General features: G+C 52.3%; 12 protein-coding genes. 5 read left to right on the top strand and 7 right to left on the bottom strand.

The features are described 5' to 3' along the window. Nucleotides 1-737: 737 nt before the first annotated feature. The 7 genes from remB to dnaA form a co-directional block, all read right to left on the bottom strand. The gene (gene remB / locus BLR50_RS10240; RefSeq protein ID WP_092641621.1) at nucleotides 738-1,007 is read right to left on the bottom strand and encodes an extracellular matrix regulator RemB; all 270 of its coding nucleotides are present in this window, start codon (nucleotides 1,005-1,007) and stop codon (nucleotides 738-740) included. Between the two features lie 63 nt (nucleotides 1,008-1,070). Continuing rightward, the gene (locus BLR50_RS10245; RefSeq protein ID WP_092641624.1) at nucleotides 1,071-1,892 is read right to left on the bottom strand and encodes an EFR1 family ferrodoxin; all 822 of its coding nucleotides are present in this window, start codon (nucleotides 1,890-1,892) and stop codon (nucleotides 1,071-1,073) included. Nucleotides 1,893-1,931: 39 nt separating this feature from the next. Further along, a complete protein-coding gene (gene recF / locus BLR50_RS10250; protein ID WP_092641627.1) occupies nucleotides 1,932-3,035 on the bottom strand; it encodes a DNA replication/repair protein RecF in 1,104 nt (367 codons plus the stop codon). A gap of 5 nt (nucleotides 3,036-3,040) precedes the next feature. Then, nucleotides 3,041-3,265, bottom strand: coding sequence for an RNA-binding S4 domain-containing protein (locus tag BLR50_RS10255; protein WP_092641630.1), 225 nt, complete (start codon nucleotides 3,263-3,265; stop codon nucleotides 3,041-3,043). 217 nt (nucleotides 3,266-3,482) lie between these two features. After that, entirely contained in the window at nucleotides 3,483-4,223 is a 741-nt protein-coding gene (locus BLR50_RS10260; protein WP_092641633.1) for a TraX family protein, read from the bottom strand. Between the two features lie 36 nt (nucleotides 4,224-4,259). Next, nucleotides 4,260-5,369 (bottom strand): DNA polymerase III subunit beta, encoded by a 1,110-nt coding sequence (gene dnaN, locus BLR50_RS10265; RefSeq protein WP_092641636.1) that lies wholly within the window; start codon nucleotides 5,367-5,369, stop codon nucleotides 4,260-4,262. 460 nt (nucleotides 5,370-5,829) lie between these two features. Continuing rightward, nucleotides 5,830-7,167, bottom strand: coding sequence for a chromosomal replication initiator protein DnaA (gene dnaA, locus BLR50_RS10270; RefSeq protein ID WP_092641728.1), 1,338 nt, complete (start codon nucleotides 7,165-7,167; stop codon nucleotides 5,830-5,832). Nucleotides 7,168-7,845: 678 nt separating this feature from the next. Between dnaA and rpmH the strand changes: the two genes are divergently transcribed. From rpmH to jag, 5 genes are all read left to right on the top strand, one after another. Further along, nucleotides 7,846-7,980, top strand: a complete 135-nt coding sequence (rpmH, locus tag BLR50_RS10275; protein ID WP_092641639.1) for a 50S ribosomal protein L34 — start codon at nucleotides 7,846-7,848, stop codon at nucleotides 7,978-7,980. A 300-nt stretch (nucleotides 7,981-8,280) separates the two neighbouring features. Continuing rightward, nucleotides 8,281-8,616, top strand: a complete 336-nt coding sequence (rnpA, locus tag BLR50_RS10280) for a ribonuclease P protein component (RefSeq protein ID WP_092641642.1) — start codon at nucleotides 8,281-8,283, stop codon at nucleotides 8,614-8,616. Nucleotides 8,617-8,689: 73 nt separating this feature from the next. Next, the gene (yidD, locus tag BLR50_RS10285) at nucleotides 8,690-8,971 is read left to right on the top strand and encodes a membrane protein insertion efficiency factor YidD (RefSeq protein WP_092641645.1); all 282 of its coding nucleotides are present in this window, start codon (nucleotides 8,690-8,692) and stop codon (nucleotides 8,969-8,971) included. A gap of 134 nt (nucleotides 8,972-9,105) precedes the next feature. Next, the gene (locus tag BLR50_RS10290; protein ID WP_092641648.1) at nucleotides 9,106-10,221 is read left to right on the top strand and encodes a YidC/Oxa1 family membrane protein insertase; all 1,116 of its coding nucleotides are present in this window, start codon (nucleotides 9,106-9,108) and stop codon (nucleotides 10,219-10,221) included. A 252-nt stretch (nucleotides 10,222-10,473) separates the two neighbouring features. Continuing rightward, nucleotides 10,474-11,430 carry an RNA-binding cell elongation regulator Jag/EloR gene (gene jag / locus BLR50_RS10295; RefSeq protein ID WP_092641731.1) on the top strand — a complete coding sequence of 319 codons (957 nt, stop codon included), beginning with the start codon at nucleotides 10,474-10,476 and terminating at the stop codon, nucleotides 11,428-11,430. Nucleotides 11,431-12,076 lie beyond the last annotated feature (646 nt).

Raw genomic sequence — 12,076 nt, forward strand, 5'->3', positions numbered from 1 at the left:
TTATTGCCGGAGAAATAGTTGTATTTATAAAAACTCGGGCAGGACATTTTCTTTCCTCTGCCGTCTGATTTCTGACCTCTTGTATTGGACGGCGTTCCCGACGTCCCCGATTATATCTGAACACTTAAGGTAATGGGACTTTACCCTCTGCGAGCCCGCCCCCAACCCCCTCCCGCGCCGTGGCGTTTCGGTTTTCTTGGGTTTCCTGCGCGGGAGGGGGAGGAATGTTCGGGGGCTTCGCCCCCAAACGGGTACCCCCGTCTATTCGCCGCCCTGCGGCGGGATGTAGTTGCCGGCGTCCCCGACGCCCCGCGGTATCTCCGCCCACCAAAGATAATGGATGTAGGCAACGGTCTTGACCGTTGTGCATTCTATCCACCCGCCCAAAGGGTTTTGTTGTAGGGGCGATTATCAATCGCCCGCGGTATTAAACATGGTGTTCGGTTAGGCCGCAATTGCGCTATGCTTCTATTTGTCCTTTGCCCTCCAAAAGCCCACCCCCAACCCCCTCCCGCATTGTAGGGCACATATTGCCCAAGATTGCTTATGCGGGAGGGGGAGGGATGTTTGGGGGCTTCGCCCCCAAACAGATGCCCCCTCGCTTACGCGGGGTGCACGCTGTTTAATCCCGCAGGGTTCTATTTGATATTGTAGGGGCGATTATCAATCGCCCGCGGTATTAAACATGGTGTTCGGTTAGGCCGCACACGCGCAATACGCGCCCCTGCGGCATAGATCTATATATTTGCAATACTCTCGATATAGCCGCTGCGGCGCTTGAGCGTTACCGATGAAATCTGCGAAACATACACCGTCACCTCGCCGTTTTGTATACACACGCAAAACGACTTGGGTATTTCCGAGGAAACGTTTACGACGCGCCCTTTCCGCTGCGCCTCGGCGAGATAGTTCTTGGTGTGCTTGGAGATGGTGGCGTTTTCAATGTCAAAGATGCCCACGATATCCTCCAGCTTCACCACGGTATCCTGCCCGAGATGTAGATACATAAGTGTAAACCAACCCTTTCCAATCTGACGGATTTATTTGCTTATATAAACTGCGGTGCTGCTTCAGATGCATATATGCGGCTGCTTCATCTTTCCCGCGCGCAAGTTGAGCATGCGGGAGGCGGGGAAGTTCAGCCGAAACCGCAGGGTACGCGCCTTTTTGTTACAACATTTCACGCAGGCACAGCAGCGGATGCAGGCTTTGGCATCGACCTGCAGGGTGCTCTGATCTATGGCACCCATCGGGCAGCGTATTGCACACAGCCCGCAGTGGTTGCAGCGGTCCTGCTCCAAAGTCGGAACCTGCGCATAGAACCGTGTGGTGTTATACCGCAGCAGCTGCTTAAAATAATACAGCAACGGGTTGTAAGGCATCGGGGCGAGTACGGCTTCATCCGGCGTTTTTGCATTCTTGAGCTTTTGGGCAAACTGCCTGCCGAATTCCTGCGCACAGGTGATATCCTCGCTGCTCGGACGCCCCTGTGCCACGGGGTATTTACTGTCAGAGTAGCTGTGCTCGGCAATCATCAGGGCGGCTCCTACCGGAATAAACCCCTGCTTAGAGCACAGCCGGTACAACTGCTGCACCGCGATACCCGCCGATATGTTACCGTAAACCGCCATACAAATTACCGGCTTGCCGTCCCCTTTCAGCTGTTGCAGAAAAGGGTACACCAAAAACGGTATGCCCATGGCGTAAATCGGCATGGCCACAATCACCGCGTCGCCTGTGATGGGGGGAGGCTCTGTGCCGCGCACCGACGGCAGGGTTAAATCCATTTCACCCGCCGCCCTTGCGCCCATCCCGCCGATGACGGCGTGAACCAGTTTGCGGGTGGTGCCGGTGGGGGAGAAGAAGATGGGTGTGACGGTTTGAATGTCCATACTGTCCCGTTTCCGCCGCGCGCCGGATAAGCCTCATGCCTAAACGATGCGCCCGGCCTCTATTTGAAACACCGCGCCGTCCTTTAGCGCGGAGCAGACATTGCTGTCGCAGCAGGTGATGAAAACCTGCTTGTCCTTCACGTGGTTTAGGATATACTCCTGCCGTTTTGCGTCCAGCTCGCTCATCACGTCGTCGAGCAGGATGACGGGGTTCTCCCCGAGGGAGTCCTTCAAAATATTGCTTTCACCGAGCTTTAAGCTGAGCACCGCACTGCGCTTCTGCCCCTGCGAGCCATAAGCCTTTGCCGAAAGCCCGCCTACAGTCACCTCAAAATCGTCCCGGTGTACCCCGCGGGTGGTATACCCCGCACGGATGTCCTCACCTAAGCTTTCCCGCAGCGCCTTCAAAATGGCCTCATACAGCTCCTGCTTCGAGGGCACCTCCGCCTGTGCTGCAACCGACGGCTGATAGACAAGGGTAAAAGGCTCGTCCTCTCCCGCAAGCCCGGCATAGATGGCTTTGGCCTCCTCGCCCAGCTTTTTCAGGTAGCGCAGCCGAAGCTGCATCACCGAGGCACCAAGCTGCGCCAATCGGTCATCCCACAGCTCCACCGTATCCTGCAGCTCGCTGTGGTAGGGAATATCCTTTAACAGGCTGTTGCGCTGGGCAAGAGCCTTCTGGTAATCGCCTAAAAGCTTGATATACATGGGGCGTATCTGCCCGATGGCAAGGTCTAAAAACCGCCTGCGCTCTGCCGGCCCCTCGGCCACAATGCCAAGGTGGGTGGGCGCGAACACCACGGCGCAGAACCTTCCCGCAAGTGCCGCCGAGCTTTCCTTCTGCGCGCCGTTTAGCAGCACCTCTTTCTTCTTTTGCTCATAGAATTTCAGGCCGGCGGTCTGCCCGCGCTCCTCGCCGGTGAATTCCAGCGAAAGAGCGGCAAAGGGCGACCCCATGCGGATAAACTCGTTCTCCTTGGCCCCTCTAAAGCTTTTCGCCCCCGTAAACAGCCACAGCGCCTCAATCAGATTGGTTTTGCCCTGGGCGTTGTCCCCGCAGATGATATTGACATTCGCGGCGGGGGAAAAGCTCATCTCGCTTATATTTCTAAAGTTTGTAAGCTTTACCTTATTAACAATCATGCGCTTTAGCTTTCTTTTCCGGTAACGGTAAGCGTAACGCCGTTAAAGGTTACCACGTCGCCCGCGCGAATCTTCTTGCCGCGCATCAGGCACACCTCGCCGTTTACCTTCACCTCGCCGCCCTGCACCAGCTCCTTGCCCTGCCCGCCGGTATCGGCAAGCCCCGCAAACTTCAGCAGCTGGTCTAGCTTGATATATTCGGTATGGATGGCTATCTCTTGTTTTTTCATCGTATCACCTTTATAGGTATTAGGAATCCTTTGTTACGGAATGTAGGGGAGACCTGTGGTCTCCCGCGGTACTCAATGTGATTCTCCGGTAATACTGCGGGCGAACACAGTTCGCCCCTACGGGGTTTGGTTTAGGGTTTGTAGGGGCGGCCATTGGCCGTCCGCGTAATCATTCGGCTTACGGTAATACCGCAGACGCGCAATGCGCGCCCCTGCATCACTGCCCCTTATACCCAATCACCAGCAGGTTAATCACCGCAAACAGCAGCAGGTGCGCGGGGTAGTAGATATAGAAAAACCACTTGCGCCACGCGCTCTTTTTGCGTGTGCCGTTATACAGCAGCAACAGGGGAATCACACAGAACAACCCAAGCTTTGAAAGCTCAACAATCGGGTTGTGCCCCGTAATAAGGTCAGAGGACACGTTATAGATGATTTTAGCGGCAGCAAACAGTGCAAACGCCGTCATCTGCTTCTTTTTGTCGCCGTAAAAAACGCCGAACGCCAAAATAAACAGCACGCCGAAGATCTGCCAGTCCGACCACCAGGTAACGGCACACAGCGCGATTACGGCAAGCAGGCGCAGCGCGGTATTCTCAATTCTATCCCACGCAATCAGCGCAATCAGCCCGCAAAACAGGGTAAAGATCATGCTAATCTGCGGCGGAAAGGCCAAAAGGTTGCCCAAGCCAAACAGCAGCTGGTAGGGAACCTGCGAGATTGCGGCGAATATGAAAAGCCTCAGGGCATATTTCTTTACGTCGTGCGTATAGTGGTAGCCCTCGGCAATAAAATAGCACATGATAGGTGCCGTAAACCTGCCGAAGAAATGGATAGCGATGCCCAGCGGCGATTCCGCCGAGGCCAGCACCGGGGCCGCATGGTCCAGGGTCATGGCTATTATCGCTATCATCTTTAATACGTCGGCTGAAAGACCTTTTGTTTTTGTTTCTGTCATAAAAGCTCCATATCTATCGGTGTTAAGCTTTTTTAATTAGGCGTTCTCGCTCTTAATGCGCACCGGCAGCACCAAAAACAAAAAGCTGTCGCCCTCGGGGGGCAGTATCTTCATGGGTGAAAGCGGGCCGCTCATCTCTAAAAACACCTCGTCGGTGTCGCAGGCGCGCAGCGCGTCGAGCAAAAACTTGTTGTTAAAGCCAATCTCAACCTTCGCGCCGTCATTCTTGCAGGCCACCTCGTCGTAGGCCTTGCCGATGGTGGTGATGCACGAAATCTTTACCACATCCTGCTCGAATACGCAGCGGATGGGGCTCTTTAAGCGGTCGGTAATCAGCAGCGAGGCACGCTCCACACAGCCGCCGAAACTGCGCACCGAAACCCGAACGCGGGAGGTTCCGCCCTCGGGAATAGCGTTTTTATAATCCAGAAAATCACCCTCCAGCAGGCGGGAGATTACCTTATAGCCGTCCACATCAAAGATGATATGCTTGCGCCCCACATAGATGTTTACCTTTACCTCGTCCTCGCCGATAAGCTTTGAAACCTCCGAAAGGGTTTTGGCGGGCACAATAAACCGCATTACCTTGCCGTTTTGCAGCCGCTCACGGCGCATGGCAAGGCGAAAGCCGTCTACCGAAACAATATTAATCGTATTCTCGTCCAGCTCAAACAGCGAGCCGGTCTGCACCGGGCGGGTATCGGTCACCGCCACCGAGAAGATGGTCTGGTTGATCATGCTCTTTAAAGTAAGCGCGTCAAGCGAAACCTGCTCGCCGCCGCTCACCTCGGGCAGCTCGGGGTAATCCTCGGCCGGAATGCCGATGATATTAAACTCGGTAACACCGCCGCTGATCAGGGTGTACCCCTTCTCGTCGCTTACAATCTGAACGCGCTCGGTAGGCATACGCCTTACCATATCCAGCAATAGCTTTGCCGAAAGCACGATGTCGCCCTCCTCGGCCACCGCGGCCTCCACCTCGGTGCTGATGCCAAGCTCTAAATCGTAAGCGGTCAGGCTTACCGAAGAACCGTGCGCCTTTATCAGAATACCCTCCAATGCCGGCAGCGTGGTTTTGGTCGCCACTGCGCGCGAAACGTTGCCAAGTGCCTCACTAAGAGCGTTCTTGCTGCAGTTTATCTTCATAGAATCAGTCCTTTCTACTGCTCCGGGTTTGCAATGCCATGCAAACCCCATGCCTGTTGTCGGTCTTCCGTACCCTTTGTATCTGCAAAAAGCAGTTATAACCATAGTGTTGGCATAATTTTTGCCGTTTGTACAGCGTAAGCGGTTTTTTATCCATGACGGATAGGATATCATATATAAAAAATAGTCGTAGTAGTAGGGGCCGTTGAGATGTTAAAACCCCATCCCTATGGCGTTCTTTCGGGAAAAAGCAGCCCTTTTTACTCCGCATTCTTTTGTGGACGGTTTGTTAAAAGGTGAGAACCTCGGCAGGTTTTACACAGTATTGTTGAAAACTATGTTGGAAAAGTTGAAAACCTGTGAATAAATAACGGTTTTATGTAAACTAGTTGTAACTTCGACCTGCCGCTGTTCTTAAAAGTGAATTGTTGAGTGTTGAAAACTTTTTGCCTAAAAAAAATTAGCTGTCGCGAATGTTCTTTAAAATATCATCTATGGTTTCCTTGTAGCGCTTGTCCTTTAGCATGCGTGACTCCACCTCTTTTATCGCGTAAACGATGGTGGAATGGTCGCGCCCGCCGAACTCCTCGCCGATGGCCGTCATCGGCATCTGCGTAATCTCGCGCACGATGTATACCGAAACCTGCCGTGCCTGTGAGATAGTGGCCGAACGCTTCTTCGAGCGGATATCGGAAGCGGCGATGCCGTAGGTCTTGGCCACCTCGCCGATAATGCGCTCCACCGTAACGGGTACGGGCTGGTTGTCGTTTAAGATATCGCGGATGGCGTTCTGAGCCATGGTAAGAGAGGGCATGGAACCCAGCAGCTTGTAAGCCTTCAGCTTCTTTACGGCGCCCTCTAGCTGGCGTATGTTGTTCTTTAGGTGGTTGGCGATATACTCCGCCACGTCCTCAGGTATATCGAAGTCTAACAGCTCGGCCTTGCGGCGGATGATGGCGATGCGGGTTTCAAAGTCGGGCGCCTGAATGTCGGCTAACAGGCCGCTTTCAAAACGGGTGCGCAGGCGGTCCTCCAGCGTTTTAATCTCCTTGGGCGGCCGGTCGGAGGTAAGCACAATCTGCTTGCCCGCGATATAGAGCGAATTGAAGGTGTGAAAGAACTCCTCCTGCGTGCTCTCCTTGCCGCCGATAAACTGGATATCGTCCACCAGCAGGATATCGGCGCTGCGGTATTTTGCGTGAAAGTCCGGCGTGGTTTTGTTCTGAATGGCTGCAATCAGCTCGTTGGTGAACTCCTCGCCCTTAACATAGATAATGCACTTGTTGCTGAAGCTCTTGCGTATCTCGTTTAGGATGGCATAGAGCAGGTGGGTTTTGCCAAGCCCCGATTCACCGTAGATAAACAGCGGGTTATACGCACCCGAGGGCTTGGTGGCTACCGCCACCGAGGCGGCGTGGGCAAACTTGTTGCCGTGGCCCACAATAAAGGTTTCAAAGGTGTATTCATATTCGCCGGCGCCGGAGGCAGTGCCCAGGTCGGGCGGCAGCAGGCTCTGTGCGGCTTGTGAGGAGGGGGCATTCTGGTTTCTGTCGCTGTCGGTAATCAGGTTGATGTCTACCTCAAAGCCCAGTATCTCGTTAAAGCCCTGCTTAATTAAGCGCAGGTACTTCTGGTCGATAATCTTTTTCTGAAAGTCGCTCTTTACATAGAGCGTAGCTGTGTTGTTTTCAAAGCCCACAGGTTCGATGCAGCGTATCCATATCTTATGCGCTGTCTCGGAAAGATCGTTTTTGCAGTAGTCACTGACCATCTGAAAAACTTCGTCGAATGATTCCATAAATCCGTTAAGCTCCATTCCGCTAATATATTCTATGGTATTTCAGTCAATCTTCTCAACAAAACAATGGGTACAGGCATGCTGCACCCTGCAAAGTCGCACCGTTATAAACCGGGCTGTTAAAAACCTGCTGAAAAGCTGTTGAATCCCGGTGGAATGGAGAGTGTTGTGAAAAAGTTTCCACCGATTGCACATCTTCTATTTTATCATAAAAGCGACTTTTTTTGCAACTATACATGGGTAAGCCTGCGGCGTTGCTCACGCTGCATCCGGCACACCTATATTAATAGTATACGGTTCTTATTGTAGCAGATTTTAATGCCTTTGAACAGTGCCGAACCCTTGAATTCTGTAAGAATTTTCTGCCGATCTGCAGGTTTGCCGTCATACATTTTACAACAAGTTGTGTACCTTTATACATTGTTTTTTTATACTATACCATATCTGCTAAACCCCCTTTTTTGATGAATTTTTTACTACTTTTTTGGTGAAAAAACCACCCCTTTCCCTTTGTGAATTTTCTGAGAATTACTTGACAATTCAAGCTTTTGTAGGCTATAATAGTACCTTGCAAGGTTTCACCTAAATTGGAACCGACTTGTTTGTTCTTTCTTATGCTGTTTGATGAGATAGAAACTGCAAGGCGTAGAATTATACCGGAATAAGGAGCAAAAACATATGTTAAGAACATACCAGCCCAAAAAGCGTCAGCGGTCTGCAGAGCATGGCTTCCTCAAAAGAATGGCGACCAAGAACGGCCGTAAGGTTCTGGCTCGCAGAAGAGCTAAGGGTAGAAAAAGCTTGACCCTCTAATTAGCAGGCCACAGAATATGTGGTCTTTCTTTTTAGTGGTATAATTTAAAGCCGGCCGCCGTAAACTGTTTGTGTTGCCGGCTTAAAGGTTTTTATTCTTCCTGTTTCATCATCGCATTGGTGATTGAAGCACAGATTATCGGACAAGGATTATAATACTAATCTTCGTTAAAGGTGCGTGCATCTCTTAAACGAAACGAAGTATATGCAGCCATGTTAGGCCTGTTGCAACAGTCAAAGAGCATTGTGCTTTTTATGGCTGTGCGGCGCTGAACACAGAAGTGAGGTTCTTGGCAAAAGATGAAGGTTGTGCAAACGTTTCGCCGCAATAACGATTTTCGCAGGCTGTACGCGCGCGGTAAGTCTTTTGTGCATCCGCTGTTGGTGCTCTATGTGATGAAGAACAACCGCGGGCTAAAGCGCATCGGCATTACGGTAAGCACCAAGGTGGGCAACGCCGTGGTGCGCAACCGCTGTAAGCGCATCCTCCGCGAGGCCTTCCGCCTGCTTGAGCCCGAGATTCCCGCCGGGTGGGATTTTGTTCTGGTGGCGCGCACCAAAACCGCCGCTTCCACCATGCCCGCCGTAAAGAACGTGCTTTCTGCCCAGCTAAAGAAGGCAGGAATTATCGGTTAAAATTAGCATTCAGACATCGTAAGAACTAATGCCGCAAACGCGGCGACGGCCTTTTCAAGGGGGTACTGTTACCATGCGTTGGCTTGCTTTAAAGCTGATACGGCTGTACCAGCGGTTTATCTCGCCGCTGTTTCCCCCCTGCTGCAAATACTACCCCAGCTGTTCTTCCTACGCGTTGGGCGTATTCCAGCGCTTCGGGTTTTTCCGCGGCTTTATTCTTGCCGGCTGGCGCATCCTGCGCTGCAATCCCCTAAGTAACGGCGGCGTCGACTATGTGCCGGAGCATTTCTTTGACGCTTTTAAGCGCAAGAAACGGCAAGCTCATAATTGTATTGAACATTCGCCCCATGAGTAGCCCGGGGCTTTGATAAAGAAACTGTTAGCTTTTGCTGCGTCGTGTGGTTTCACGCGGCAGGCAGCGGCTTAAAAAGAGGCGTATGGCGTGCTGTGCCAAAGTGACACAAGCGCCGGGAAGGGATGGTTGTATAGATGAATTTTATTTACGAGATATTCGGTTACCCGCTTGGTTGGATTATGTGGCTGTGCTATAATGTAATCCCTTATTACGGCTTTGCCCTGATTCTTTTTACCATCTTAATCCGCGGTGCGATGTTCCCGCTTTCCATCAAGCAGAAGCGCGCCACCGCCAAGATGGCCATCTTCCAGCCCAAGATTGCCGAGATACAGAAGAAATACGCTACCGATAAGCAGAAGCAGCAGGAAGCGACGATGAAGCTGTATGAGGAGGAGGGCTATAACCCCATGGGCAGCTGTCTGCCCTCACTCGTTCAGTTTGCCATCCTGTTCGGTCTTATCGATGTTATCTATAAGCCGATGACGCACCTGTTGCGTTTCCCCGCCGATATCATCACCAAGATTTCCGATATCGCCAAGGGCCACAGCATCAATGTCAGCCAGCTCTCCTGGCAGATTAACAGTGTCGGCGATTTTGTAAAGAATCCCTCCGCCTACAGCGGCATCGGTGAGCCCTACCTGCAGCAGCTTTCCTCTTTAAACATGCATTTTATGGGCATGGACTTTACCCAAACCCCGAAGCTCGCCCTTACGGTAGACGGTTCGTTTAACTGGCTTATCCTGCTGCCCATCGCCTCGGGCGTTGCGGCGCTGGTTCAAGGCATCTACACCATGCGGGCAAACAAGCTGCCCGGGCAGGAGAACAACCCTGCCGGCAACAGCATGAAGATTATGATGTATATCATGCCGATCTTCTCGGTGTTCATCGCCTTCAGCTTCCCCGCAGGCTTAAGCTTTTACTGGACCCTTTCCTCGCTCTTAATGCTCCTTCAGGAGTTTATCTTAAATAAGGTTTACAACCCCGCCAAAATACTCGAGAAGCTGCAGGCCGAGCAGGAAGCCAAGAAGGCGCTGCGTAAGGAGATGAAGAAAAATTCATCCGGTATGCAGGGCGCAAGGCGTCTGCCCGAAACCTCCAACGATACCGCTGCCGCAGAGCCCGAGCCGATAAACGAGGCGGCACTCACTCAAAAGGAGCTTGACCGCAAGCGCCTTGCCGAAGCCAGAAAGCGTAATGCCGAACGGTACGGAGACCAGTATGTTGAGGTTAAAGACGAGGATTTGAAATAACCGCTAACCCTTAGTTGAATTGATTATCTTGCCGGGAGATGGAATGCTTCGCTTAATTTGCATCATAGGCAAATAGATGTTTAGCACCTTCATTTATACCCATTTCCCGCATTATAATAGACAGCACTAAAGTATCGTTTATTAAGTAGTAGCGTGTTGTCTGCAAGCGATGTTTAAAACTGATTTTAAGCATTGCCTAGAAGGAAGGGCCGGAGCATCGGCAAAGCCGTAACCGGCAGAATGGAGGGTTGTATGGAAAACGAGATTATCGCTACAGGCAAAACCGTCGAAGAGGCGATTGATTCGGCCTGTGAACAGCTGGGCGTAGCCAGAGAGCAAGTTGAATGGGAGATTTTAGAGCTCCCGAAGAAGAGCCTGTTCCGCTCCACACCCGCAAAGGTTAAGGTAGTGCACAAGGCTTCCAAGGTGAAGTATGCCAAGGATTTTCTGCACGAGGTATTGGGGCAGATGGGCCTTTCAGCCACCGAGATTGCGGTGGAGGAAAAGGCAGACGGCGTAACCTTTACACTGGAGGGGGAGGGCCTGGGTGTTATCATCGGCAGGCGCGGTGAAACCTTAGACGCGCTGCAGTACCTCACCGGCCTTGTTGCCAACAAGATTGACGGCGACTACTTCCGTGTAACCATCGATAGCGGAAACTACCGCTTAAAGCGTGAAAAAACCCTGCAGGAGCTTGCCGTTCGCATGGCAAACACCGCGGTAAAAACCGGGCGCAGCACAACGCTGGAGCCTATGAACCCCTACGAGCGCCGCATCATCCATGCCGCGGTGCAAACGGTAGAGGGCGCAACCTCCAACTCCTTCGGCGAAGAGCCCAACCGCCGCGTGGTAATCTCCTCTAAAAACCCGGTAAAGACCTTCCCGCCCAGAGGCGGCTCAAGGCCCTACAACAACAACCGCCGCGACGGCGCCAAGCCGTACGGAGACCGTAAGCCCTATAACAGCGGTGATAAGCCCGCCAATGAGCGTAAGCCGTATAACAGCGACCGCAAGCCCTACAATAACGACCGTAAGCCTTATGACGGAGAGCGCAAGCCCTACAACAACGATCGTAAGCCGTATAATAACGACCGCAGGCCGTATAACAACAAGCCCGCCGCGGGCCCGGCACCCTCGCAGCAGCCCAAGGCCGTTCCGGCAAAGGATGCCGAGGATAAGCCGCTCTACTCCAAGATTGATCTGGATTAAGCCTTTAACTCAAACCCTCACACCAGTTCTGGCGTGGGGGTTCGTTCATGAAGCCGACAGTTTAAATCTCCTTTCACTAATACCCTGCAAAAGCATAAAGTTGCATAGTTTTTGCTGATGTGTTGAAATTTTTAAAAAATTATTTCACTGTAATGTGTGAAATATCTGCCTCTTTACGCTCACCTCTGGCTTTTAAAAGTCCACCCCCGCACCACCCACTGGCGGCGTTACCCCCACCGTGACAAGTTTTACCGTGCGCCACACAAATACCGCGAAACGGTCAAAACCGTTCCCTACACGGGGAACTCTCTCCCATGCCTATTTTCTCCCCGCCATTGGGTTGCTTTCTACGAAAAGCTAATAACTAGTTCCTAGCTGCTACTTGCCCACCCCCAACCCCCTCCCGCATTTGTAGGCACATATTGCTTAAGATTTCTTTGTGCGGGAGGGGGAGAAATGTCCGGGGGCTTCGCCACCGAACGGGTGCCCCCGTATATTCGCCGCCCTGCGGCGGGTTGTAGGGGCATACCCGTGTGTCTGCCCTAGTAATCGGCAGCGCATATTCCGTAGGGAACGACCCCCGTGTCGTTCCGCGCGCAAAAAGGTTCTAACCGTTGTAGGGGCGAACTGTGTTCGCCCGCATATA

This window comes from Acetanaerobacterium elongatum (assembly GCF_900103835.1).
GTDB lineage: Bacteria > Bacillota > Clostridia > Oscillospirales > Ruminococcaceae > Acetanaerobacterium > Acetanaerobacterium elongatum.

Excerpts from the sequence above, each read along its gene's own strand:
- remB (WP_092641621.1), bottom strand. The coding sequence starts at position 1,007 with ATGTATCTACATCTCGGGCAGGATACCGTGGTGAAGCTGGAGGATATC.
- BLR50_RS10245 (WP_092641624.1), bottom strand. The coding sequence starts at position 1,892 with ATGGACATTCAAACCGTCACACCCATCTTCTTCTCCCCCACCGGCACC.
- recF (WP_092641627.1), bottom strand. The coding sequence starts at position 3,035 with ATGATTGTTAATAAGGTAAAGCTTACAAACTTTAGAAATATAAGCGAG.
- BLR50_RS10255 (WP_092641630.1), bottom strand. The coding sequence starts at position 3,265 with ATGAAAAAACAAGAGATAGCCATCCATACCGAATATATCAAGCTAGAC.
- BLR50_RS10260 (WP_092641633.1), bottom strand. The coding sequence starts at position 4,223 with ATGACAGAAACAAAAACAAAAGGTCTTTCAGCCGACGTATTAAAGATG.
- dnaN (WP_092641636.1), bottom strand. The coding sequence starts at position 5,369 with ATGAAGATAAACTGCAGCAAGAACGCTCTTAGTGAGGCACTTGGCAAC.
- dnaA (WP_092641728.1), bottom strand. The coding sequence starts at position 7,167 with ATGGAATCATTCGACGAAGTTTTTCAGATGGTCAGTGACTACTGCAAA.
- rpmH (WP_092641639.1), top strand. The coding sequence starts at position 7,846 with ATGTTAAGAACATACCAGCCCAAAAAGCGTCAGCGGTCTGCAGAGCAT.
- rnpA (WP_092641642.1), top strand. The coding sequence starts at position 8,281 with ATGAAGGTTGTGCAAACGTTTCGCCGCAATAACGATTTTCGCAGGCTG.
- yidD (WP_092641645.1), top strand. The coding sequence starts at position 8,690 with ATGCGTTGGCTTGCTTTAAAGCTGATACGGCTGTACCAGCGGTTTATC.
- BLR50_RS10290 (WP_092641648.1), top strand. The coding sequence starts at position 9,106 with ATGAATTTTATTTACGAGATATTCGGTTACCCGCTTGGTTGGATTATG.
- jag (WP_092641731.1), top strand. The coding sequence starts at position 10,474 with ATGGAAAACGAGATTATCGCTACAGGCAAAACCGTCGAAGAGGCGATT.